Source organism: Thauera sp. 2A1, from assembly GCF_009469595.2.
Classification (GTDB): domain Bacteria; phylum Pseudomonadota; class Gammaproteobacteria; order Burkholderiales; family Rhodocyclaceae; genus Thauera.
This window is the reverse complement of sequence record NZ_SSXV01000143.1, coordinates 1-24,893: the sequence shown is the minus strand read 5'-3', so window position 1 is coordinate 24,893 and position 24,893 is coordinate 1. Positions and strand designations below refer to the sequence as shown.

Annotated in this window: 21 protein-coding genes; 3 read left to right on the top strand and 18 right to left on the bottom strand. The window is 62.1% G+C overall.

Annotated features, from left to right (window positions below):
* The first annotated feature begins 273 nt into the window (after positions 1–273).
* Positions 274–2,097, top strand: a complete 1,824-nt coding sequence (locus GH664_RS23065) for a hypothetical protein (RefSeq protein WP_153167862.1) — start codon at positions 274–276, stop codon at positions 2,095–2,097.
* Positions 2,094–3,653 carry a hypothetical protein gene (locus GH664_RS23060; RefSeq protein WP_153167861.1) on the top strand — a complete coding sequence of 520 codons (1,560 nt, stop codon included), beginning with the start codon at positions 2,094–2,096 and terminating at the stop codon, positions 3,651–3,653. Before GH664_RS23065 ends, GH664_RS23060 begins: the two co-directional genes overlap by 4 nt.
* 428 nt (positions 3,654–4,081) lie before the next feature.
* Here the strand turns inward: GH664_RS23060 and GH664_RS23055 are convergent, their stop codons facing one another.
* The 14 genes from GH664_RS23055 to GH664_RS22990 all read right to left on the bottom strand — a co-directional run bounded on the left by GH664_RS23055 (position 4,082) and on the right by GH664_RS22990 (position 16,540).
* Positions 4,082–4,603: a transglycosylase SLT domain-containing protein gene (locus tag GH664_RS23055; protein ID WP_194270368.1), complete on the bottom strand. Its 522-nt coding sequence runs from the start codon at positions 4,601–4,603 to the stop codon at positions 4,082–4,084.
* Between the two features lie 2 nt (positions 4,604–4,605).
* Positions 4,606–5,184: a TrbM/KikA/MpfK family conjugal transfer protein gene (locus GH664_RS23050; protein WP_153167860.1), complete on the bottom strand. Its 579-nt coding sequence runs from the start codon at positions 5,182–5,184 to the stop codon at positions 4,606–4,608.
* 111 nt (positions 5,185–5,295) lie between these two features.
* Positions 5,296–6,885, bottom strand: coding sequence for a P-type conjugative transfer protein TrbL (gene trbL / locus GH664_RS23045; RefSeq protein ID WP_153167859.1), 1,590 nt, complete (start codon positions 6,883–6,885; stop codon positions 5,296–5,298).
* The gene (trbK, locus tag GH664_RS23040; protein WP_153167858.1) at positions 6,882–7,157 is read right to left on the bottom strand and encodes an entry exclusion lipoprotein TrbK; all 276 of its coding nucleotides are present in this window, start codon (positions 7,155–7,157) and stop codon (positions 6,882–6,884) included. Before trbK ends, trbL begins: the two co-directional genes overlap by 4 nt.
* A 17-nt stretch (positions 7,158–7,174) precedes the next feature.
* Entirely contained in the window at positions 7,175–7,954 is a 780-nt protein-coding gene (trbJ, locus tag GH664_RS23035) for a P-type conjugative transfer protein TrbJ (RefSeq protein WP_153167857.1), read from the bottom strand.
* 18 nt (positions 7,955–7,972) lie between these two features.
* Entirely contained in the window at positions 7,973–9,376 is a 1,404-nt protein-coding gene (locus GH664_RS23030) for a TrbI/VirB10 family protein (RefSeq protein ID WP_153167856.1), read from the bottom strand.
* Positions 9,377–9,381: 5 nt separating this feature from the next.
* Positions 9,382–9,870 (bottom strand): conjugal transfer protein TrbH, encoded by a 489-nt coding sequence (locus GH664_RS23025; RefSeq protein ID WP_153167855.1) that lies wholly within the window; start codon positions 9,868–9,870, stop codon positions 9,382–9,384.
* Between the two features lie 2 nt (positions 9,871–9,872).
* Positions 9,873–10,769, bottom strand: a complete 897-nt coding sequence (trbG, locus tag GH664_RS23020; RefSeq protein WP_153167854.1) for a P-type conjugative transfer protein TrbG — start codon at positions 10,767–10,769, stop codon at positions 9,873–9,875.
* Between the two features lie 15 nt (positions 10,770–10,784).
* Positions 10,785–11,585: a conjugal transfer protein TrbF gene (locus GH664_RS23015; protein ID WP_096453087.1), complete on the bottom strand. Its 801-nt coding sequence runs from the start codon at positions 11,583–11,585 to the stop codon at positions 10,785–10,787.
* On the bottom strand, positions 11,582–14,149 hold the full coding sequence (locus GH664_RS23010) for a VirB4 family type IV secretion/conjugal transfer ATPase (protein WP_096453085.1): 2,568 nt from the start codon (positions 14,147–14,149) through the stop codon (positions 11,582–11,584). Before GH664_RS23010 ends, GH664_RS23015 begins: the two co-directional genes overlap by 4 nt.
* Positions 14,146–14,457 (bottom strand): conjugal transfer protein TrbD, encoded by a 312-nt coding sequence (locus GH664_RS23005; RefSeq protein WP_096453083.1) that lies wholly within the window; start codon positions 14,455–14,457, stop codon positions 14,146–14,148. Before GH664_RS23005 ends, GH664_RS23010 begins: the two co-directional genes overlap by 4 nt.
* Position 14,458: 1 nt before the next feature.
* On the bottom strand, positions 14,459–14,905 hold the full coding sequence (gene trbC, locus GH664_RS23000) for a conjugal transfer system pilin TrbC (protein ID WP_096453081.1): 447 nt from the start codon (positions 14,903–14,905) through the stop codon (positions 14,459–14,461).
* Positions 14,906–14,918: 13 nt separating this feature from the next.
* Complete coding sequence (trbB, locus tag GH664_RS22995; protein ID WP_096453079.1) at positions 14,919–15,878, bottom strand: P-type conjugative transfer ATPase TrbB; 960 nt, start codon at positions 15,876–15,878, stop codon at positions 14,919–14,921.
* A gap of 299 nt (positions 15,879–16,177) precedes the next feature.
* A complete protein-coding gene (locus GH664_RS22990; protein WP_096453077.1) occupies positions 16,178–16,540 on the bottom strand; it encodes a transcriptional regulator in 363 nt (120 codons plus the stop codon).
* Between the two features lie 427 nt (positions 16,541–16,967).
* Between GH664_RS22990 and GH664_RS22985 the strand changes: the two genes are divergently transcribed.
* Positions 16,968–17,996 (top strand): ParB/RepB/Spo0J family partition protein, encoded by a 1,029-nt coding sequence (locus GH664_RS22985; RefSeq protein ID WP_096453152.1) that lies wholly within the window; start codon positions 16,968–16,970, stop codon positions 17,994–17,996.
* 385 nt (positions 17,997–18,381) lie between these two features.
* Here the strand turns inward: GH664_RS22985 and GH664_RS22980 are convergent, their stop codons facing one another.
* The 4 genes from GH664_RS22980 to GH664_RS22965 form a co-directional block, all read right to left on the bottom strand.
* On the bottom strand, positions 18,382–19,818 hold the full coding sequence (locus GH664_RS22980) for an IS1182 family transposase (RefSeq protein ID WP_153167853.1): 1,437 nt from the start codon (positions 19,816–19,818) through the stop codon (positions 18,382–18,384).
* Between the two features lie 193 nt (positions 19,819–20,011).
* Positions 20,012–20,467 carry a hypothetical protein gene (locus tag GH664_RS22975; RefSeq protein WP_153167852.1) on the bottom strand — a complete coding sequence of 152 codons (456 nt, stop codon included), beginning with the start codon at positions 20,465–20,467 and terminating at the stop codon, positions 20,012–20,014.
* A 775-nt stretch (positions 20,468–21,242) separates the two neighbouring features.
* Positions 21,243–23,084, bottom strand: a complete 1,842-nt coding sequence (locus GH664_RS22970) for an alpha/beta hydrolase (protein ID WP_194270367.1) — start codon at positions 23,082–23,084, stop codon at positions 21,243–21,245.
* Between the two features lie 39 nt (positions 23,085–23,123).
* Positions 23,124–24,392, bottom strand: coding sequence for a hypothetical protein (locus tag GH664_RS22965; protein WP_153167850.1), 1,269 nt, complete (start codon positions 24,390–24,392; stop codon positions 23,124–23,126).
* Positions 24,393–24,893 lie beyond the last annotated feature (501 nt).

The window sequence follows — 24,893 nt, the reverse complement described above, 5'->3', positions numbered from 1 at the left end:
GCCGCTTCTGGACGAAGCAGACGGACCGGGTACCAAAGTATCTCGGCCGGAGCGGCTGGTGAGACGACGAAGCATGGCCGACCGAGTAGTCGGTTTGCAGCTGAACTGTGTTGTCGCATCTCTCAAGAAAACGTTCTGCAACCAGTTGTTTTCTTTGCGAACGCCTTCCGCCGCTTTCGGGGGTTGGGATGCTCAGTAGGCAGTGATGGCTTGCTTTCACCATTTCGGCTTTGTCCGGCATGTTTCTACACCGCAGTAAGGTATCCTCGAGCTATGTCTGCTGACCGCATCATCTACTGTCTCGAACGCCTGTCGGACTACCGAGACTTCGAACGGCTTTCCTCCGCCCTGCTTGCCGGTGCAGGGTATCCGGGCATCGATCCGTTGGGAGGAACAGGTGACGGAGGTCGAGATGCGATAGTGCGGAGCGACGCATCAAATCGGACGATTGGGTTTGCGTACACCGTCCGGGAGGACTGGCGAGTCAAGTTCAAAGGCGATTGCGACCGGTTGACGGAGAAGAAGTACAAGCTCGACGCTCTTGTCTTCGTATGCACCGAGGCTCTGTCGGCTTCCGAGAAGGATTGGGCTCATGCGCTGGTCGCGGAGAAGTACGGCTGGAAGCTTGACCTCTTTGACTTGGAGCGTTTGCGTGTGCAACTCGCGGGGCCGCAACGGCACCTCTTGGCCGAGCATCCGAGCGTTTTCACGCCGCCGTTCTTTCCTCAACGAGGCGGCCAGTCAGTCGTTGAGTCTCCAGACCTCTTGGTACTCGACCATGTCGATGCCGACCACGCACTGAGCACTTGGCTTGCGAGGAGGCTTGCACTCGCGGGTTACTCTACATGGTGCCGCGGGACGGCGCCGCTCGCCGGTGAAAACACGGACCAGACCATCCGGATACTGCTCGACTCTCGGGCAGCGCAGTATCTGCCAGTTCTCTCGAATGCCAGCCTAGCAGACAGCATTTTCTTGGAGCGGTGCGTCATCGCCGGCGCCAAGAACGACCTTGTGCTTCCTTGCACCGTTGGGTTGCCGCTTGGCTCACGGTTGCCATCCAAGCTCAGATCCTTGACCTCTGCCGAATTCGGCGCATCGTGGATGAAAGGCCTGGAGAGCATCTTCGGCCGATTGAGAGCGCTCGGACTAGCCCCGAAGCTCGATGCAGCACGCGGGCGCAGCATCGCGCTTGGTGACTATCTTCCGACCCGAATGACGGTGGCGAAACCAGAGCCCGTGTATTCGAACGTCTTCTCGCTGCAATTACCGGACCTCATGAAAACGTTTGACCTTCGGCACACGCCGAAGGAGGAAGAAATTGAGGCGTGGCGCCAGACCTGGCCGTGTGCGCGAATTGGCGAGAGCGCATTTGCGTCGTTCTACGAGCCGCCGGCAAGTGTCAAGGTAGCGAATCGAGGTCAGTTCCTTTGGAGGGAGATGTCGGAACGTAACGGCCGCCGGACCCGTGACATCGCAAAGGAAGTCACGCGTCGAAGCCTGGAAGTCGTGTGCATCCAGAAGGGTCTCAAGTTCTGCACCGACCGCAGAGTGTTCTATTACCCCAAGCGGGAAGCCGGCGAATGGGTTCAGCCTATTCGTCATGTAGATGGTCGCAACACTACGGTCCAGTTGACGGGCGAGCGCACTAAAGGCTTCGGCGACCGTGCGTCTCTGTTCTACTACCAACTTGCACCCCGCTTCTCACCGCAGTGCGACGAGGAAGGCAATTGGACTGTCTTGGTCAGGCCCTACATCCGAGTGACTACCGCTGAAGGCATGCTATTTGAAGGCAAGGAGATTGGGCGCCGCCGAAAGATCGTCAGCAAGCAATGGTGGAACAACAAGTGGCTTCCACGCCTGCTAGGCTTGGTGCAAGGCATCGAAACGTCCCCAGGTGTCATTCAGTTCGGTGAAGGAAACGCTGCTGTTGTCATGAAGAGCACTCCGCTCAGTTGGAATTGCCCTGTCGGACTTGATGTGGCGGCGATCAGCGGCGTGTACGACATGGGCGAAGAGCTTGCTGAGTACCGTACCCGAGATGATGACGAGAGTGACGACGAGACCACTGCCTCCCCCGAAGGGGCAACTGAAGCATGAGCGATACTTTTCACTTTCTCGGAGAACCTTTGTTGGAGTTTGGGGAGGGGCAGACGGCCGAAGACCCACACGACGGCCTTGCCCTTTTCGGACCCGCCGAGCGTCGCTCCCAGATGCCGGATTACGTCGTGTTCGGTACGCCCCGGGGTATTGAGCTTTGGGCGAAGTGGTGCTTCGCCCTCAATGCGCCCGCCTCATGTGTTGATGCCGCGAAGCATCGTGCGTGGCCACCCTTTCCGGGGTACGAAGTGGCATTCGGTGCACCATGGCCAAAGCCTCTGCGTTCATTCGCCATAGACGACGCGGAACTCTCAGAGGCGTCCAGAAAAACAGACGGACATGAGCGCTCTTATGGTGTCGCCAACCTCTACTTGGCGCAACTCGAGCGACTTGCCAAGCTGGATGGACGGCCATCGCTAGCTGTGTGCGTTGTTCCGGACGAGGTCTATGAAAACTGCCGTCCCAAGTCTTTCGTCACACCCGACAAACGAAGCGATGAGGGGCGGTCCAAAGAGGAGATCGGGTTGTTCAAGTCCGTCTTGAAAGACCGTGCGAGTGGACAGCTCCGAATGTTCGACGACGAAGACATGGGAGGACTCGACGAGTACCAAGCCGCGCGACAGCTCTCGCCAGACTTTCGTCGGCAGCTCAAGGCTCGGATGATGGCACACGAACTGCCCGTTCAAATCATCAAAGAATCGACTCTGATGGTTACGCCTCAGGTCCGCAATGGCGAAAAGGGCACCAATCCGCTCTCGGACCGTCTCTGGAATTTCGGTACAGCAGTCTACTACAAGAGCGGCGCCAAACCATGGAAGACCCCGTGGGCGCGCGAAGGCGTGTGCTACGTTGGCATCGCCTACAAACTGACGGAGGACGGCCGACAAGCCTGCTGCGCCGCTCAGATGTTCCTTGATAGTGGCGACGGGCTGGTCTTCGTAGGCGAATTCGGCCCGTGGTATTCAAAGGAAAAAGGCGAATTCCATCTGCCACCTGACAAAGCTGAGGCGCTACTCAGGGGGGTTATTGATACCTACGAGCAGCAAGATGGTCGGCCACTGAAGGAAATCTTCCTACACGCTCGTTCTGGCATCGAAGCGGAAGAGTTCGAGGGCTTCCGGCGTGCCTGTCCGAAGGGTGTGAACCTCGTGGCTATCCGGGTCAGGCAAGACAGAAATGGTCAGCGTCTCTATCGGTTCGATGAGCATCCTGACGTCGGCAAACGCGGTCAACATCCTGTCCAGCGCGGAGTGTTTTGGCAGCGCGGCCTGCGCTACGGTCTTCTGTTCACCAACGGCTTCAAGCCACGGCTCGGAACATACGACGGCTTCGAGGTCCCAGTCCCGTTGGCAATCGCCATCCAGCACGGCGACGCAGATCTTCTGCAGGTGGCACGCGACATCCTTGGGCTCACCAAGCTGAATTACAACGCTTGCCAGTTGGGCGAGGGCCAACCGATCACCGTGAAGTATTCCGACCGGGTCGGCGAGATCTTGCTCGCCAACCCTGGGCTCACCTCTGACAAGTGGAAACCCAATTTCAAGTACTACGCTTGACTCGGCTCTAATAGGCTTCTGTAGTGCCCATCGAACGCCTCGGAAGCTCGAGAGTCATGATCCCGCCCCCCAACATCCGACCATGACAGGAATGCGCGGTCACGTCGATTCCCGGTCCTCGATGTTCCATTATTCTCGCTGGAGTCTTGCGTGCCAGCTGACGATCCGCAGAATGCCGACGTCGACTCGTTGAGGATTCGACCGGCTGCGGACGGTAGCGTGAACTGGTGGGGCCGAAGACGGGTCGCTTACCCCGCCCCCGCTTCCCCCGACAGCAGTACAGCGCATTGCCGCCGCTCATTCGGCGCGGGCCGACCGGCAGCTCCGGCCGACGACCAGCAGTTCGTGGCCGTTCCCCCAATGGCAGCTCCACTCAGAAACGTGTCGTCCAGGTCGAACTCGGGGGCTCTGGATGAATGCAAACAGGGTTATCGCCGCGCAGTCAGCGCCGCCGGCGCATTCGCCGCATTTGCCATCGGCATTGATGGCGTCGCGTCCGCCCGGGTCACGTCTACCGTGACAAACCGGGCTTCCAGCCAATCGGCCCACTTTGCCGCCTTCTTCATCAGGTCAGTGCGATACACGGCGTTGAATCGAGGTGTACGGGAGTGGTAGTTCGCGGCGCGCGTCCAGAGGTCGCCCTGGTCGTTCCGAAGGTGCTTTCGCAACCGCCAGGCGGCCAGCTCGAACGCGTAGCAGCCTGCGGCCGCAACGTCGTCCGCCGCGATGCCGTAGCGCGCCAGCTCGCGTAGGTACGCCGTATTGAACTGCATCGCACCAACATCATGGGTGCCATTCGTGTTGCGGACCCACTGGCCCGGCTTGCCGCCCTCCTTCTCGGCAACAGCCAGCACGATGTTGGCCGGCACGGCGTACTTCACCGCGGAAGAAATCGAACACAGGATCCTTTCCTGCTCCAGCGGCGGCATATCGGCAACGAAGGACAGCATGTCTAGCGATCTCCCCACCCCTCGCTACGGCGCGCTGCTTCCCGGCGCGCGTTGTACTCCGCAAGGGCTCGCTCGTAGTCTTGGGCTTCGACCCAATAGCCCCCGCTCTCGGGCGTCGCCACGTACCGGGGTCGCGTCTGGCTGAAGTCGGTGTAGGCGTGCCCGGTGTACGCCGCGCAGTACTCCGGGAGTCTGTCGCTGATCGAGATCTCTCCGCCGTCGTCACCGCTCCACCGTTGCAGCGTTCGATTGAGCGAGGCCGCATCACACCGACCGGCACCGCGCGAGACGGCACGAATCAGGGCCGACATCTGCGGCGTCTGATGGGCGACCGGACATTGCTCGAGGAAATTCTGCCGGGCCTCGAGCGTGTCGGAGAGTTTCCGCTTGATGATGCCGAAGTAGCGATTCAGTGATGGCGTGCACTCGCTCGGCCGTTGGCCTGTTGAGAGGCACAGGATCGCCTCGCAAGCCAGGCGGGTGTCTCCGGCGAGCTCCTCTGCCTCTTGGGCACCGGCCGGGTGGATCGCTACGCCGAGGACCATCGCCGCGACGGCGATGCCCAAGAGGTGCCTTTTCATGGTGCGTTTCTCCTCGCTGATTTGCGCTTCTTGCCAGTAGCGTGAGCGTCGCCCGCCTTGCCCTTCACCGGGCGTGCCAGCCTTGCCGTGACGAGTCCGCGCTGTTCCTGCTCATGCGGATCGGGTGTCGCGATTGACGAACGCCGCGACTTCCGCTTCCACGTCGATGTCGCTGGTGTCTGCGCCCGCGAGGGTGTTGCCCTCGAACGTCGGCGCCGCGCCATGCGCGCCTTCGGGCGCAGCCGCACCTTTAATGGCGGCCGCGATCCTGCCGCCTGGTGTTTCGGCGATGCGGTCCAGTGCAGCCTCTGTGGTTCCGGCCAGCGCGTCTTTGGCGACCTGTGCGGTGCCTTTGGCCAGGTTCGCGGCGGTGTCCGCGGCAATCAATCCAGCTTTCCCGACTGAGGCCATCAGTCCGCTCGAGCCCGGTTGCGGACGATCCTCGACATTCCGCGCGCTGCTCGAGCCGGCGCGGTCCCGAGATGCGCTTGTCTTGCCTGACTGGTCGTTCCTCGCCTGCTGTCTGCCTCTGACGTTCCCACCCTGCCCTGTCGAATCAATCGGGGTGCTGTTGGGATATGAAATGCCAGCGGCCTCGGCGTACGACATGTGATTCTTGGCTCGCTCGCCCGTGTCTCCCCCGTCGTACCCACCACCCCACAGGCTCGTGAGCACGTCGGCGCCGGATTGCACGTTCTCGTTGCCCTTCGCGACCGCTGTCATCAACGCCTGTGCCCCGCCAGCGGCATTCGCTGCACTCGCAGCCAGCATCGCGCTGCCCGTTGCCGCTGCAGCCGCCGCCATCCCGGCAGCCCCCACCGCCGCGCCTGCGCCGAAACTGCCGATACCGGCGTGGCTGATACTGGCGCCGGTGATGATTCCGGAGACCAGACTTGGGAGCTTGTTGACCAGCAGCATCAGCGCCAGACAGAAAACCAGCATCACACCCAACTCTTCAAAGTTCAGCACGCCCTTATTCATCTTGGCGTAGAACGTGGAAAGGAGGTCGTTTCCGATGCCGACCAGCAGCACCATTGTCATGATCTGCACGGCCACGCCCAGCACGGTCTTGTAGTAGTTGATCGCGATGTCGGACGTCCAACGCGAGCCGCCGAACCCCAAGAAGAAGATGCCTGCGTAGGCCAGCAGCCACGCCGATACGAGCAGCAGCAGAATATTCACGGCGATGACAGCCAGCAGAATCAGGATGCCGGCGCTCAAGGCCACACCAACGAAGCTATCAATAGGACTCCACGCGGACAAACTGGATATCGCCTGCTTCCAAATCATGAAGCCCACATCGACGATCCCTGACGGCGTGATCGTTGACAGGCCGGAGGCCTGCTCGCCGATCCGAGAAAGCGACTGGATGATCGAGTTGGCGAAATTCGGGCCGTTGCGCAGCAGCCACAGGAAGAAACCGAAGAACAGGATGAATCTGACGAACTCGGCGAAGAATTCGCCAATGTCGGCCCTTCGAAGCGCCATGACGCCAAACGTGATGACTAGTGAGATGGTTCCAAGCGTCCAGAACAAGTACATGGCGGCATTCATCACCACGGTCTGCCAAGCCGTGGCCCGCGTGGCGAACTCCATCACCACTTGGTCCAGCATCCCCAGGTTCGTGAGTTGCGCCACCGCAGCGGTCGAGTAGAGAGTGAGGACCGCACCGCTCAAGGCTGCTTTGTGCCCGGCGTTCATGGCTTCGCCCCCTGCCCCTTCTGGTCTTTCGGGTTGGCAAGTTCCAGCCAGTTCATCGGCTTCTCGGTCGGCGCAATGCCACCGCCGGCCGGTGGCCGCCGAGAGCACAACCCAGCGAAGGTTTCGCGTGTTGCCTTGTCCTCGATCTTCTTGATCGTCTCGATCTGACAGTTGGTGTCGTTAACTTCGGGCATGGCAGGAGGGACTGGGTGGCTGTCACAGCCAGCCAGTAGCACCACTGCGAGGCCTGCAAGCAGTATCGTCTTGTTCATGGCGCCGGACCTCCCTGTCAGCGAGTCAGTTCAAGCCAGTTTTTCGGGCTGGCCGTGCGTTCGATGCGCGATTCCGTCGACGTGACGTGCGCTGCCTGTTGCCTGGCTTCAAGATCAGACTCCGCCTGCATACGAGCCGCCACCGCATTCTGCTGGGCAATCAGCAGCGCACGAATCTGCAGGAGCTGGTTGGCCTGCTGGCTCGCAAGCTGATTCGCATAGCCCAGGGCCTGCATCTGACCGCCCGCCCCCTGGGCGCCCGACTGAAGCTGCTCCAGCGTGCGGGCATCGGCCCTCAGCGCATCCTGCTGCCGGTCCAGTCCCCGGAACAGCGCATCGTTGGCCTTCTTCTGCGACTCGGCCGCCAGGCGCCGGTTTTCCTGCATGGCGGCCCGCTCGGCGTCGCTGCAGCCGGCCGGCGAGAAGCACGGCGAGCCGCGGTAATAGGCGACGTCCTGGAATTTCCCGAGATACGCATCGACGCTGCCGAGCTGCGACTTGTAGTAGTTCAGCGTGTCGACCGCGTCCATCAGCCCGTTGATGGTCGCCTGCGCGCGGTCCCAGATGTAGGCCGCCGGCGCCACCGTGTTCTGCAACTGGTTCTCGTACTGCTGGAGCTGGGTCTGGTACTGCTCGATCTGCTTGAGCGTCTGCGCCACGCTCTCGATGGCGGTCATGACCGTCTGCGACAGGTTCGCCCCGTCGATGACCGGGATCCCGCCGGCATGCGCCGTGACGGGGCCGGCAGCCAGCGCCACGACGAGAGCGGCGCGCGCGACTCGGCATTGCATCTTCATGAGGGCTCCTCCTTCGGGTCAGTAATCGAATGACTGGTACGGCTTCGAGAACGTCATGTCCTTCGTCACGATCACGTTGAAGCGGTAGCCGGGACGGATCGCGAGCGTCGGTGAGATGTTCAGGTTCTTCGCGATCATCTGCGCGGTGACCTGGCCGAGCTGCTGACCCAGCGCTTCGCTCAGGGCGTCGCCGGCACGCTGTGTGTCGCGATGGTCCGTGCGCCCGCCCCGGTCCTGGCTCAGGGCGATGCCGGCCGTCACCGCCGACATCAGGAAGGCGGATGCGAAGGTGCGCACGTAGTGGTTGTTCACCTGATCGTTGAAGCCGGCGTACCCGGCGCTGTCGGCGCCGGGCATCGCCCCGATGTCCATCGCCTTGCCGTCCGGAAACACGATGCGCTGCCAGGCCACCAGCACGCGCGCCTGCCCGTAGGCAACCTCGCTCGAGTAGGCGCCGATGAGGCGCGCGCCTTGCGGGATCAGCAGATGCCGGCCGGTCGGCGTGTCATACACGGGCTGCGCAACCTGCGCCATGATCTGGCCCGGCAGATCGGAGTTGATCCCCGAAATGAGCGTCGCAGGCACGACGAACCCGGCTCGCAGTTCGAACGGCGTGCGCGGCGCCTCGGGCTGGGCGTCCATCGCCCAGCGGTCGCCCGCTCCTGCCTGGCCGAACGAGGCCAGGGCGTGACGTCCGCCACCGGCCCCCTGAAGCAGGGAGGGTGCGCCACCCGCACTGGTGGCCGGGGTGCCGGCGCCGGTGTTGAGCTGGCTGCGGATCTGCGCCAGGCGCGCCTGATAGGCTGCGGTGGGATCGTCGCCGCGGGCGCCCTCGGCCTGTTGGCGCAGCGCCGCGAGCCGCGCCCGTACGTCCTCGCGCGAAGACGACGAACCGGCAACACCGGTCGGCGCGGAAGCGGCACTGCGCGGGGCGCCGACGGGCACACCGGTTCGGGCCCTGGCCGCTTCCTCGAGGCGCTGGAGCTTGGCCATACGGATGCGCTCGGCTTCCTCATCGCGCGCGGGCTGCACCGGTCCGCTGCGATCGGGCGGCCGGGGCGGCGCGTCCAGATCGTCCGGGCGGGCGATCAGGATCGGCTCCGAGACCGAGCCCCGGGCGGGCGCCGTGTCCAGCGCGGGCGGGATCAGTCGGGGGGCGGGGGGAATGATCCCGCCAGTCTGCTCGCCCGCGATCTCCCGGGCGAACATCGCGGTGCTGCCCGCTTTCCCGGCCGGTTCGCTGGCGGGCGTGTGCTGCCGGGCCGCCCGATCGGCTGCCACCATCATCATGATCACCAGGAAGGCGACCATGACGCCCCCCATCAGATACATCGGCAGATTGTTGACCCGGCGCACGCCCGAGCGCGTCGTGAGCGTCCCGGGCGAGGCTTCGGGGGCCATGGGATCATCGGTGTCGCGCATCGAATTCACTCCCTGCGTACCCAGGCGCCAGCCGGTCTCACCGTGCCGCCCTGCGCCAGGTAGGCCCGCGTGATTGACTGCTCGCCTACCGAGAGGGTCAGCCGATAGAGGTCCGTGCCCGCGTCGTGATCCAGCACGTAATGCAGCGGCAGCGCTTCCGACGTCAAGCCGGCTGCCGGATCGACCGGCGCCGTGCCCAGCGCGGGGCTCCCCGCGGCGGCCGCCGGAACGGCCTCCTGAACGGCATAGCCCGCGGCCCGCAACTGCCCGACGAGCGCAGCGCCAAACGTGTCCGCCGCGGGCTGCGTCAGCGCGAACCGGGTCCGGGCCGGCGGCCACAGCGCTGCCAGTTGCCGAGTCGCCTGCGCGGCGAGCGCGGGCTGATCGAGTGCGGCCGAGGTCGCGACGAAGTTGCCGTACGGCCTGCCCGTGGCGCAACCGCCCAGCACCCACACCGCGAGCACGAGGCCGGTCAGGGGGAGACGTCGTGTCATGGTCATTTCCCCGTCCGGGTGAGGGTCACCCGGTCCTGGCCACCGCCCACCCCTGCGATCAGGATGGCCTTGTCGAAGACGGTGTCGACGATGTAACGCCCGCCCTGGACGCGATAGTTCACCAGCACCGTTTCATCCTCAGTAAAGAGCCCGCCATCCTTGCGCACGACCAGCAGGGTCGGCGCCTCGGTGTGAGCCATCGAAACGGGCATCTCGATGATGGTCTTGCGACCGTCGTTATAGACGCGCACCGGTTTCCAGCGCGCGGCGCCCGCCACCTCGTAGTCGAAGGACAGATTCCCGAGGTATTCGCCGGTGTGCGGCAGCGTCTGGGCGTCACGCTCGCGCGCCTCTCGGCTGCGGATCGCCTCCCATTTGGCGTGCGCCTCCTCAGGGTAGGTGAACGCGACCTGCGGCATGTACTCGGTGCGGTGCGAGCGCAGCTTCAGGTGATAGGTGCGCCGGTTGGTGGTGATGACGAGGCTTGTCATCAGGCCCACATCCATCGGCTTCACGATCAGGTGCTGGGTCTCGGTCGCGCCACTGCCGGTGATCGCGGGCTCGACGGTCCAGCGCGCGGTGTCGCCCAGATGAATCGAATTGACCTGCTCGCCCGCCTGCAGGGCGATATCGCAGACCTGCAGCACCGCACACACGATGCTGGGCTGCTGCGCCCCAAAGAGAAAGCGCACCGCTCCGTCCGGACCCGCCACCGGCTTCACGCCCGACGCCGCACTGCCGCCCCACCGCTTGGCGATACGCAACGCCTCGCGCTCGGGCGCGGTCAGTTCCGGGCTCTTCCCGGAGAAGTACTTGTCGGCCAGCTCGTCGCCGGGCGCCGCCACCACGGGCGCACCCACCATCGCGCCGAGGATCACCGCACACAGGTGCTTTTGCATCGTCGCCCCCTCACTTCACAGAATCCGCGACCAGGCGAAGTCGCGGACGAACAGGCTCATCGGGTTGTTGCGCAACTGCTCGTCAGTCGTCTGGCCGGACACTTCAGCCGTGTACACCGTGACCAGCGCGCGCATCGTGGCGGGCTCTCCCATCACCGTGCCCTGCCGGTCGCGGCGCGTCTCCACCCAATCGACCTGCCAGGTGTCGGGCGATTGGGGCAGGACGGTCCGGATCTCGACGCTGACCATTTCCTTTTCCGCGCGCCTGAACGGAGTCGCCTCGGCGTGGCCGTTGAGCCACTCGTTCATCTTCGCGGTGGCCGGATCGTTGGGCGCGAGCTTGGCATACACGCGGAACACGGCCTTGCGCTGCAGGGCCACATCGGGCGTCACGATGCGGGCGTCCCCAATGAACTCGGCCACCGCGGCATGCACCACGCGCGGGTCGGCCTTCGCGGCGGCGGTCAGCGGTCCGGCAGCCACCGTCTGGCCGTGCTTGTCGACTTCCACCACGTAGGGGATGAACTTCGACTGGCTGCCGATGTGGATCAGCCCACCGACGGCCGCCAGCGCGATCAGCAGCGACAGCAGGCCGATCACCTGCCAAGTCTGGGTTTGAGCGATCACCGAGCCGACATGCTCGTTCCAGGTGCGCCGCGCCGCGAGATACGGGTTGTCGGTGTCGCCAGTGCGCCGCGCGCCGGGCGAATCGCCCGATGCGGGCGCCTCAGAGCCGTGCGACGGCGCGGTCGCGTCGCGCCCCGATGCGGACGGCCGCCGGAAGCGCCACCCCTTGACGGTATCAGCCAGACTCATGCGGCCTCCCGGATTGCATCGACGGGGTCCCCGTCGTCGCGTTGATCGTTGATCGTCAGGCCCCTGGCGGCCAGCCATTCGTGCACCCAGCGCTCGCCGACGCGCGCCTCGAGGCGCTGGATGGCGGCCACCGATGCCTTGTCGGTTGCCCCAACAAAGGCGAGTGCGATCGGGCCCAGCGCCAGCTCGTAGAGCCGGTGGCCGGACTCGGACACGTAGTAGTACTGGCGCTTGGGCACCGCGCTCGCCAGGATCTCGATCTGCCGCGTGTTCAGGCCCATGCGCCGGTAGAGCGCCGCCGTGTCCGGATCGCGTGCGAAAACATTGGGCAGGAAGATCTTGGTCGCGGTGGATTCCACGATCACGTCGAGCAGCCCGCTGTTGGCCGCATCCGACAGGCTCTGGGTCGCCATCAGCACGAGGCAGTTGGCCTTACGCAGCACCTTGAGCCATTCGCGGATCTTGGCGCGAAACACCGGATGCCCCAGCATCACCCAGGCTTCGTCCAGCAGGATCGCCGCGGGCTGGCCGCTCAGGCTGCGCTCGATGCGACGGAACAGATACAGCAGTACCGGCAGCGCATATTTCTCGCCGAGCGCGAGCAGCTCCTCAAGCTCGAAGGTGGTGAAACCGGCCAGCGCCAGGCCGTCTTCCTCGGCGTCGAGCAGGTGGCCCATCGCGCCATCGACCGTGTACTGCCGGATCGCCTGGCGGATCGCTTCGTCCTGGATCGTCACCGAAAATTCGGACAGCGTGCGCGCGCCACTGCGCTGCATGCTCAGGATGGCGTGACCGATCTCGTTGCGCTGGGCCGGCGTGGCCTCCACGCCGTTGAGCGCCAGAACCGTCTCGATCCACTCCATGGCCCAGGCACGATCCCCTCTGGACTCGAGGAACTGCAGCGGGCAGAAGGCGAGCCGCCCGTCGTCGGAGGCGACCGCGTAGTGCTGTCCGCCGACCGCGCGGGTGAGCGCGTAGAGCGACAGACCCTTGTCGAACGCATAGATCGACATGCCCGCATAGCGGCGCAACTGCGCGGCGATCAGCGCCAGGTGCGCGGATTTGCCCGCGCCGGTCGGGCCGAACATAAAGGTATGGCCGAGATCGCGCACGTGCAGGTTCAGCCGGAACGGCGTGGCCCCCTGCGTCACGCCGTGCATCAGCGCAGGCGCGCCCGACGGATAGAGCGGGCAAGGCGCCTCCGGGCTGCCGGTCCAGATCGAGGAGGTCGGCAGCAGATCGGCCAGGTTCATCGTGTTGATGAGCGGCCGGCGCACGTTCTCGACGCCGTGACCGGGCAGGCTCCCCAGAAAAGCATCGAGCGTGTTGATCGTCTCGATGCGGGCCACAAAGCCCAGCCGGTTGATCGCCTTCTCGATCAGGCGGGCCGAGGCCTCGAGCGCATCCCGATCCTCGTCCATCAGCACCACCACGCTGGTGTAGTAGCCCTGCGCCACCAGGCCGCTATTGACCTCGGCGATCGCCGCTTCAGCGTCGGCGACCATCGACAGCGCATCCTGATCGATGGGTCCGAGGTGGGTGTTGAAGACCTGATCGAAGAAGCCGCGCACCTTCTGCCGCCACTTCTTGCGGTAGCGCTCGAGGTGGCGCACGGCCTCGTGCGGATCCATGAAGATGAAGCGGCTCGACCAACGGTAGGCGCACGGCAGCTCGCCCAGGGCGGTGAGCAGCCCCGGCGCGGATTCCAGCGGAAAACCTTCGATCGCCACCACCTGAATGAACTGGCGGCCAATACGTGGCACCACCCCGCCCCACAGCTCCTGACCACCGATCACCGCATCGAGATACATCGGGTTGGCCGGCAGCCGCACCGGGTGATGGGCGCCGGTGAGACAGCACTGCAGCCAGCCAAGGAAGGCGTCATGGGTGACGGTCGATCCGTCTTCCTCGACCCTCGGCTCGCCCCGCAGCCGCGTGAGCGTCACCGCCGCGGACAGACGGCTTTCGATGGCCGCGATCTCGCGCCTGAACTGCGCGATGAGATTCATCGTGCGCGCCGTGTGGTCCGGCGCGATCGCGTCGTCGTCGAACATCAGCTCGACGAACTTGCGTTGCGCCAGCACCGGCGGGAACCAGGTGAGCGTCAGCACGAAATAGCCCTCGTACATCGTGCCCAGACGCTCGAAGAGGCGCCGCCGTTCCTCGTCGATCGCCGCCGACACCGCATCCGGGAAATGCGAACGCCCGCGCTCGGGGTAGCCCGGTGCGGGCCGGCGCACCGCATCGACATGCACCATCCAGCCGCTGCCCAGACCCGCCAGCGCCTGGTTGAGGCGAACCGACACCTGCTCGCGCGCCTCATCGGTGCGGCTGGCGTTGTCCTCGCCCCGATAGCACCACGCGGCCATGAAGGCACCGTTCTTGCCCACGATCACGCCGTCATCGACCACCGCGGCGTAGTTGAGCAGATCGGCGAGGCCCGCGTCCCGGGACCGATGCCGCCGGAGCTGCACCCGGGCCTCGACCGCGCGGATGCGGGCCACCAGGATCAGCAGCAAGGCGGCGCCCAGCCCCGCTACGACGAAGGCAATGGCCGCGATCATGTGTACTGCTTCCCCTGGGCGGCCGTGTTGTCACGGAAAGGGGTCGAACGCGCCGGGTAGTAGCCCCTATAGCGGCGGTGGCGCAGATAGACGTGGCGCAGCTTCGGATCGGCTTTGGCCATCAGCCGCAGCATGAAGAGCGCCACCACCCACAGCATGACCCCGAATACGGTGGCGCGCAGGTCCTGCGCGCTGAAGATGAGCGCACCGGCCAGCAGGCCCGCGAACATCACCAGTTCGCGATCCCCGCCCATGAAGAGGTTGTGCCGGTTGCCGGCGCGGCGAAGCGGGATCGTGCGCAGCGCCATGTCACACCGCCTGCGCCGTCGACATCGCCGTACCGGCCTGCACGGCCGGCACCCGCACGGCTTCGGCCGCGCCCCCGCTTGCCGCGGCGATCTCCGCGCCCCGGCCGAAGAAGGAACTCATCATGTTTTGCGCACCTACCAGCAGCGCCATGACCAGCACGATGAAAATCAGCGTGCGGAAAAACGCGGTGAGCTCACCGCCGAAGATCAGCATGCCGCCGGCGACGACGATGCCGATCAGCGACAGGGTGAAGGCGACCGGTCCGGTGACCGAGTTGCGCAGGTTCGTGAGCCAGCTCTCGTACGGCAACGAACCCCCGGTGCCCTCCGAAGCGAGGGCCAGTTGCGGTGCCAGCAGGACGAGCGCCAGCAGTGCGAGCAGGCAGAGCGCACGCACGGCGGGCTGCCCGAGGTGCTTGAGGCGGAACGGGGACAGGGCAAGCGGCATCGGTAAGACTCCTTCAGAGGGTGTGGGTGAGGTAGCGGCCGCCGTCGAACCCCGACACGGCGAGGATGTCCTGCACACGGCGCTGCCCGTCGACGCGGGCGATATGCACGACGAGCTGCACGGCCTCGCCAATGAGCGGTTCGATGGGTCGGGGGGCGTCCGGATGCATGCTGATGAGCATCGCCAGACGGTCCAGACCGGCACGCGCGCTGTTGGCGTGCAAGGTGGCCGCCCCGCCTTCGTGACCGGTGTTCCAGGCCATCAGCAGATCGAGCGCTTCCGGACCGCGGACCTCGCCGACCAGGATGCGGTCGGGGCGCATGCGCAGGCTCGTCCTGAGCAGCGCGGTCATGCTCACATCGAGGCTGGTGTGATACTGGACATAGTTCTGTGCGGCGCACTGGATCTCGCCGGTGTCCTCGATGATGAACACCCGCTCGCCCGGGTCATGGGCCACCATCTGATCGATGATGGCATTGACCAGCGTGGTCTTGCCGCTGCCGGTGCCGCCCACGACGAGGATGTTGCGGTGCGCACGCACCGCCTCGACCAGCACGTCGCGCTGGTGGGAACTCATCACGCCGGCTGCGACGTACTCATCCAGCGTGAAGATGGCCAGCGCGCGCTTGCGAATGGCGAAGGTCGGCGCCGGGACGACCGGTGGGAGCTGGCCGGCGAAGCGTGACCCGTCGAGCGGCAGCTCGCCCTCGAGGATGGGCTTCTGGCGGGTGACTTCCTTGCCGTGGTAGCCGGCGACCGTCTCGATGATGGCCTGTGCCTGGGCCAGCCGCATCGTGCCGATGCAGCGCATCGGCTCGCCCAGCCGCTCCTGCCACAGGCGGCCATCCGCGTTGAGCATGAGTTCGACGGTCTTCGGGTCGTGCAGCGCCGCCAGGAACGCCGGCCCCATGTCGCGTTCGAGCTTGCGCCGGGCACGCTCGCGGATGCTGATGGCTTCAGGCTGTTCGGACATCGTCTCCCCCGGCTACAATGCCATTGTGTTGGCACCGAACTTTGTTAAACGATATACCGAACTATTTTGCAGTTCAAGAAAAATGTTTTGACGAAAATGTTGCGGCCTGATTATCCTGCGTGAATAGACGGGCGCGCAGCACGACCGTGGCCGCCGGCCGTCCGGGGGCACGAGTGCGTGGGCGAGAAAAGGCTGTGGACGCGCGGCATCCAGAGGCGACTGTGCCGCTGTGGCACGCTTTAGCCGCTAAAACGCGGGCGTCTGCCCGTTCGTGCCGCTGCGTCGCCCTACCCCTGGCGTTACGACTTCCTGAGTTTCTTCTGGGCCGCCTCGGCCCACTTCCTGACGATGAAGGCCTGGTGCTCGGGCAGGACGGCCGCCACCCGTTCGTAGCCGGGCGGCAGGCTGCTGGGGACCTTGCCACCGGCGAGCGCCTCGAGCGAGGCCGGATCCAGATCGGTGACTTCGAGCAGCAGCGGCAGCGGCGTCTGCAGCGCGCGGGCGATGTCCTCCATCACTTTGAGCGACGGGTTGCCCTTGCCGGTGGTGATGTCGGAGAGAAAAGAGATGGACACGCCGGACTTTTCGGCGAGGTCGTGCTTGGTCATCTGCAGCTCATCGAGGACGCGCAGCACGTTCGTGAAGAAGATGTAGTTGTACAAGGCTCGGGCCTTCTGGCTGCACGCGTTCGGCTTTAGCCGCTAAAATCGCATTGTTTTTTCGCCGCACACCCTGCGCACACACAGCGTGGCGTCGGGCGAGGGTCTCAAACAATGCGTATGGCATGACCTGTTCTCGTCAACCCGCGATTTTACCTGCGCGCCGACGATCGGACACGCGGAATGCGTCACTCCCGCCGACCGCTTCGCCGCCTGCGGAGGCACGGCCTGCCGGGCTTGAGGAGCTTGCGCTGGCGCCGACGGGTCCCATTCGAAGCGGTAACGCGCGTGGCGTGACCCCAGACCCACAGGCGGGCAACACACCCCCTGGGCCATGAAGGCGGAAGCGAGGGGGGAGGCCAAAGCGCGCTCGCGCACCGCGTTCAACCCGTGACCCTGCGCGGACAACAAGAAAATGGGAGAGCACACCATGAGCCGCGTGAAGAATGCCAGGACGAAAGCCGATGAGAGGCCCCGGGCATCCGCATCGGACACCGCAGGTAACGACAAGCCCTCACGGCAACCGGGCCCGTCGGAAGCCTTCGTGCGCATCGGGCGCCCGCTGGAGCTGCCGCTCGAGCTGATCGACGAAGATCCGCAGCAGCCGCGCACGGCCGACAACCCCGGTTTTTCGGCGCAGAGCATTGCTGAGATCGGCCAGACTATCCAGATCCGGGGCGTGAAGTCGCCGATTTCGGTGCGTGAGCATCCGGAGCGCGAGGGGCGCTACCTCATCAACCACGGCGCGCGGCGATACCGTGCATCGATCTGGGCGGGGAAGACAACTATCCCCGCCTTCATCGACAACGACTACAGCCACGCCGATCAGGTGATCGAGAACCTGCAGCGCAACGAGCTCACCGCGCGTGAGATCGCCGATTTCATCGGTCGCGAACTCTCGAGCGGCAAGAAGAAGAGCGACATCGCCCGCGAGATCGGGAAATCCCCGGCGTTCGTCACCCAGCATGTGACGCTTCTCGATCTGCCCGATCCCATCGCACGCGCGTTCAGCAGCGGCCGGGCAAGCGATGTGACCGTGGTCAACGAACTGGTCACCGCCTTCAAACGATATCCGGCGGAAGTTGGCGCCTGGCTCTCCGACGAGACCCAGGAACTCACGCGCGGGTCGGTCAGGATGCTGCGCGAGTTCCTGGCGGAAAAGCGCCATCATGATGACGAGCACGACGCAGGTATCGATGACCTCCTCGGGGACGGATCTCATTTGCAGGGCGAAGGGGAGACTCCGCGCCCGGACAGGACGGGCGCCAGAAGCAAGGCCGGCCCTGACATGCTCAAGCGGGCCATCATCCAGGTCGAACACCGCGGGCGGCGGGCCCGGCTAATCCTCAGCAAGCGCCCATCGACCGAGGGGTGGGCCTGGCTAACCTACGAGGATGGCGGGAATAAGGTCGAAGCCCGCCTGGCAGACATGAAACTGGTGGCGCTGATCGAAGGCTGACGGTGAGCCCGAGTGGAAAAACTCGAACATTGGCTCGGTACCGCCAGCGGGTCGAGGGAGAGCGGCCAGGGATCGCGTGGATCGACAGGGCAACAGCGTCCATCCATCGCAATCAAGTCCCGCAGGGCTGATCTGCAGCAAGAAACAGCAAACGTCGATTCGGCGCCGCCGTTGGGTTACTGACCCGTACATGTATCTGACGTGGGCGTTTCCCCTTAACCCGCTCAGCGGCTCAGCGAACCGCCTGCGACAGTCTCGTATCGACCCAGGCTGTGTCAAAAGTCGTTGAGAGAATGAGCAGCCGAGGGGAAACACCGAAACGCGAGTCCCAAGTTTCTTTCGCCGTCTGTTGAATTACGAAAAGAGAGAGAAACGAAGGCCTCCTTCAGGCCCTCACTGCGTTGATTAGCGCCGCATTTCCGAGAATTTTCATTACTCGCTTCATGTTGTAAGCGAGAACATGCAAGCTCATTTCCGTGCTGACACGCTCAAGGCCTTTGGTCAGGAAATGGGTCGCCCCCATCCAGGCCTTCAACGTGCCAAATGGGTGCTCTACCGTTTGGCGCCGGATCGCCATTGCATCTGGTGAGCGATCGAGCCTGCGCTGCATGCGTTCGAGCAAGTCTTCGTGCTGCCACCTGCTGATCCGACGTTGGTCGCCAGGGGTGCATTTCGGCTTCAATGAGCACGCCTTGCAGTTCGAGCTCCAGTAACGGTGCAACGTTTGGCCGTTCTCGACGGTGTGGTAGCGCCAGATCAGTCGCTCACCGGCTGGACATTGATATTCGTCGCTTTCCGGATCGTAGAGGAAGTCATCCTTGCCGAACCGCCCATCGGCTTTGGCATTCGATGTCAACGGCTTGGGCACGTAGGCCGTAATCCCCGCCTTGTCACAGGCCAGAAATTCCTCACTCCGGAAATAGCCCCGGTCGGCAACCACGCTTAACTCTTTCACACCCATCGCGCGCTTTGCCTGCTTCGCCATCTTGGCCAACTGGGTGCGATCATGGCCGACATTGGTTACCTCGTGGGCCACCACCAAGTGATGCCTGCTATCGACGGCCGTCTGGACGTTGTAGCCGACCATGCCTGTGCCACGACCACTGGTGGCCATCGAGCGTGCATCGGGATCGGTGAGCGAGATCTGTTTGTCGGGCGTCTGCTGCAGACGGGCTTCAATTTCCTCAAGCTGCGTCATCTGCTCCTTCAGACAAGCAATCTTCTCGCGCAGGCGTGTAGTCTTGGCCTCAGCAATGTCAGGGTTCTGCCGGTCCGCCGTCTCGATTGCGGCGAGGTAGCGCTCGATGCTCGCTTCGATCTGCTCGCGGCGGCGATCGATCTTGTTGGCGGTAAAGTTGCGGTCCCGGTTGTTGACCGCCTTGAATTTGCTGCCGTCGATCGCGACGAGGGCGTTTGAGAACAGTTTCAACCTGCGACAGACGCCAACGAACTGTGCGCAGACGTTACGGATGGCTTGGCCATTGTCCTGCCGGAACCGCGCGATCGTCTTGAAATCCGGGCAAAGCCGACCGGTGAGCCAGATCAATTCGAGATTGCGTCCCGCCTCGCGCTCAAGTCGCCGGCTCGACTGGATCCGATTGAGGTAGCCGTAGATGTAGATCTTCAGCAATACGGCAGGATGATAAGCCGGGCGTCCATTGAAGCTGCGATCGACGCGCTCGAAACCCAGTTTGCGTAGGTCGAGATGCTCGACAAAGGCGTCGATGACGCGGACTGGATTGTCCTCGGCGACGTAATCATCCACATGCTCCGGAAGCAGGGTGCCTTGACCACGGTCTTGGCCTTCAACGAAACGCTTCACGACAGTCCCCGATCCATGTACGGCTCGTGCATATTATATCTAGGGTTTTGACACAGCCTGGACCCAAAGACGACAGTCGAAGATATGGAAAGCCGACGTTCAACGTTTGCCGTGAAGGGCCACCGTAGCCGCAAAGCCCACAAGTGCAGCTTGTGGGCGGTCCCTCTCGACGGAATCGTTAGCGCGTGAACTTCTATCTCCATGACGTCAAAGGATGCCAAATGACCTCGAGGATCTTCAGAAATATATCTATGACATTCTCCGACGCACCAAGGGCAGCTAACCCAATGATGGTTAGTATTGAAATAATTGGCAGGCCATTTTTTTCAATAAATTTTTGAACTTTATATTTTCTCTTCCATTGAATTATTTTTGGATAAAGGGGCTCGCCAAGAAGACTCTCAATTGCCTTCTCAGATACATGGATTGGAGGATGTTCAATCCCACTTAAGCCGGTACTTGCATCAGCCCACCCGTCGCATCTGAGCTGGCATATATAACTTGAATTCTCGTCACGTTCGATCTGTTCAAGGCACGCCAGGGCTTCTTCTTCTGAGGCAAATTGCACACGCCCAAGATACAGCGCCCCTTCCTCGATCTGTGTATTGACGCACGAGAGGCAGATCGTCCAAACAAGAGGTGCAGTCACATTAACCAGGCAGGCAAATAGTTAATTGACTGGGCATACCGAACGTACTCATGGCTAAAATACGACCCCACTTGTTTCGGCATCGCAGCAATGCGCTGCATGCACATGTGCGCCGTTTCAAGGAGTGGTGCTGCGGTCCTGGCAATTGGACCGGAGCGTATCGTAGTTTTCAGATCCCGGTTCAGGTACTCGTCGGGGGTAGGCCTAACGCGAGAAGCATACTGCATGCGGATTGTGGATGTTGGCTTACGAGCGCCAACGCTCACCGGCAGCTCCTGGCCGGACTGAGAGCCCCAGGGCCCCGAACCCACGCAGCACCTCGGAAGGCCACCCACGAGCGTCTCAGGCCGACCCGAAGCGGACGGAGGGGCTGTACGAAAGGTGCCGTCCAGCATGAAGCTGCAACTGACGGCCGCAAGCGCTTGTGAGCCCACGGGAATACCAAGATGGGCTGTCTTGGTCGGCTCTAAAGGTCGCGGCAATTGTCATCATAGTCAACAGGAAACACACCTGCAAAATAGGCCGGCTGCATGACTGAAACCGTCTCGATCCTTCACGTCGTTGAATCCTGCTTTCCTGGGCCGGTAATGTAATCGGTCTGCTCAACCGCTCCGATCACTTGGCATCGCGCCTGCTCAATGCCTACTTCCTGAACGGAGTTTTCACCGTTTCGCTTCTGTCACATTTGATCTCTCGATCACCGCAAGGACACGTCGCCATCAATAGTTGAACTATATTTAAGCTGAGGTGATGATGAGGGCGGAGGGGTATTTCCTCAAAGGAATTTGGCAGCTCGGTAGATAATAAGGCTGCCAACCACGGCGACCATGGTCTCAATGGGGATTGAATTCGGTAAGACGACGATAAGTAACCGGACAAGCAGAGACAGTATCCCACCGACGATCGCAATCAGTGCGAGGTCGACGAGCAACGTCCCGTGCATGGATCGCGATAGCGCAGCCGGCAACTCTGACGCGCTAGACTCGGTCACCGTGCCATTAACAGCCGCTCTGGCCAGACGCTCCCAATGGTTTTCCGATATGCCTGCGCTATGATTACCATGGACTCCGAGTTGTTTCACTCGATTGTCGGCGATTGTGGCGGAATCGCGGAATCCGAAATAACCAGCGCCTCCGCATTGCATGAAAGAAAGCCCCAGCCGTTCGACGAAGCCGGGAAGCATCCGAACAACGAAATCCTTGGATGCCGTGACATTAAAAACTCTCTTTGCGCTGATGGAAAGAATGACGGGCCACTCGAACGTCGAGCGAACGACTGAGCCGGCAAACACGACGTTATCCAGCTTGATCGCCTTGCAGAGTTCCATCGCTCTTGCTGCGAGGAAGGTTCCGTTACTGTGTCCGATGAACGAAATTTTGGCCTCTGGATACACCGCTTTGACTTGGACGTACCGCTCCATGAACCAATAGGTCGCATCCAATCGGCCGCTCGGGCGGATGAAATCCCACGCAGAGAAATAGCCGTAACTAGGGGATGGTGCGCGAACGATCAAGCCCTTTTCGGCGCCTACTTTCTTAACCCAGCGCGCGACTCGCTTCGTCCAGAAGCCGTGATCGCGAATGCCATGAACAATTATGACGGCTACATTTACATTTGGAAATTCCTCCGACGGACCGTCTCGACGCGGCCGGTCGAGGATGTCAAGATTGCTGTCCAAGTCTTCCTGATCTACTTTGTATCGACTCTGAGCCAAGGTCTCTTGTGAGGCTAGAAGCGCCTCACGTAGGACTGCCACGCGTGCATTTGGCCTATCACCGTCCCCCTCAAGGCGCAATAGGTCGAAATGCCTGCTATTCGGGACTTCTAAATAATTTGAGCAAGCCCGTGGCCCGAAATCCATCGCGTCGGCCGGAGATACAAACTCATCCTGTGATCCGAGGAGGTACACAATTGTCGGTTCCGGGCGCCCAGCATCGATCAATGAGCGATGGACTGCGAGAAACTGAAGCTGAGTTAGCGTGACAAACGGAGCGCCCCTTTTCACTTTATGTATCAGCACCATTGGCTCGAACAAGTTGCGGAGCGAAAAGGAGTGAATGTGCGATAGCTTGTGCCAGATTCCCCAAGCGTGCGCAAAAAAATTCAGCAGAGGACTTACCAAGCGGAAGCGCATCGGTGTGGCGGATGATATCTCCCAACCACGCGTTATCGCCGATATATACACGATCCGAGTGATTAAGGAGGCCCATCTCTTTCGGTGTTCGGGACATACTTCTCCCGCGTCGCTCGCACCATGGCCCGCGCAGAAGACCCCGCGTGCCAAGAGTGCGCCTGTGCTGAACCCAAGTAGTTGAATTTCATCATAGTCCTTCGCCTCAGTTTTCTTGCTCAGGTCATCCACAATCTGCGCGACTATCTCCGCTGGATCTGCCACGGAAAACATTGCAAGTGGCAACTCGGGTACCCATAGATCCACCTCATATTTTTCCTGGAGCGTCGACTCAACAAACTGGAGAAACGCTTTCGGATACTCGCCGCCAGGGTCTCCCGTTAGTTTTGGCAGCAGATCATTCGCGTTGGTCCAGCCTCTCAATGCGACCACTAGAAGGCGATGCTTGTTTTTGTCTGTGGGGCGGGCAGACTGATGCGCTTCCATAGTCTCGGTCCTCATCAAGGATACGCGTTGCACATCAATTCATAGGGGTTTGTTACTGAAGGCACTTACGATCCTGTCCATAAACGAAAATACGAGTTCCACGCTGTATCCAGCGATAAAGGCGAGAGTCCAGGCAGGGGCGCTGCTGAGCAAGCCGATTGTTTCAGGCTTCAGCATCCATCCCGAAGCAATTCCAGCCATAGCTCCTAGGAAGAGGCGGATCATGTGATGAATTGAGGAACCAGGTGCAAACGATCGCTTGCTGATGTCGAGGCTCATATTGCGCAGCACGAAGGTGTGCGCACCGAGAAAGCCGAGCAGCATCGGCAACATTATCTGAGCGAGTTGATCGCGGATGACTTGCGCATCAAAAACTAACGTGCTAGCGGGCCTATCTTCAGAACCGCACGCGCCGGCCATCCCCACCATGCCGCAAATCGGTTTGATCCAAGTTGTCAGCCGATTACGCAATCCAATCATCTCGGCATCGGTTTCCTTCAACGTGACCTCGCTCTGCGTCAACTCATCCTTGGTCCTATCCAACTCGGCCTGCGCTTTCTCTAGTTCGGCCTCTGTGCCTGCCCTTGCAGTTTCGAGCGCTCGTGTGGCACCGAGCACCGCGAGTTGCTTCGTTCGTGCGGAATCTTTCGCCATCTGGGCGATTTGAATCACTTCATCGTATCGTGCGAGCGTGGTGGATCCCACTGCGAAATAGGCGAGTACAAATCCAGTCACGACCAACACGCAGACGAAGAACAGGGAGTGCAAGAATCGGCCACCAGTGGCGACGGCGAGTCCGCTAACGAACTCGGTCGGATGGGTAAGCAACAACGCAAGCTTTGGAAAGCGGGTTCTAGACGCCTCCAGCGTCTCTGAAGTCACCGGTGCGAGCGTCTTAGTCAGTTCTTGATAAGCCTGCAGGAAGCGGTCCTCACCTTCTGCCCTCAAACTTCCCCGCATGAGGGCATCCGCCGATTCGACCAAGGCCTTACGAACACCAGCATTGATCTCCTTCCCATTGGCAACTGCATAAGAGAGTAGCTGCTGTGCGTCGACAACCTGCTGTGCCAGACGCGCTTCGCGTTGCTTTTCGGCCCAAATTTCAGCGGGACTTGTCTGCAAAAGGGCGGTCAGTCTCTGGATGGCACTGTAGAACGCTTCCTTCTTCGGGCCTTCGTCCAGGTCGGCCAGTTGGTCGGGCGCGGCCAGCAGTTCTCCCGAGAGTTCCGGCGGCACCTGCTTGCCTTGTCTAACTGCCCATGCGAGGAGAGCCAGGCCGTCGTCTGCCATCGAGGACATCTCTGACATGGGCATCTCCCTTTGTCATGTGGGCTGATTGCACGTAGAAATGACGCTAATTCGAATTTCACCCGTGCAAGATAGAAGAGCACTCCGTGAATGACAAAACCCCACGCTCAATATCAGGGACAGGCCGTAAAGCGTCGTCGAGATTGTCGTTTCCACGTAGAGCACCACCAGCAATATCCAACGGGGGGCATAAGGACGGCAAACTGCTGTAAAGCGAATCCGCACTCTTCTTGCAAACTACATTCAGCATAGGCGGTAGCCGAGCGCATGCAAAGGAAATGTAACGACGATCGACTGCTCTTGGCCGCCTGCTGTCTGTCATGAGTGGGCCGGCAAAGAGGTCGTTTAGGGGCATGGCGCGGCGTGATTAGACAAAATGAACCATTTTGTCCAACGGCTGGGCACGACCTCCAGGAACGGCAGGGCTTCGAGCCCGCGCTTCTCGCCGTACTTTGGACAAGACAGACAGAGGGCTGACGGAATGGCACCATTCCGAGTGAA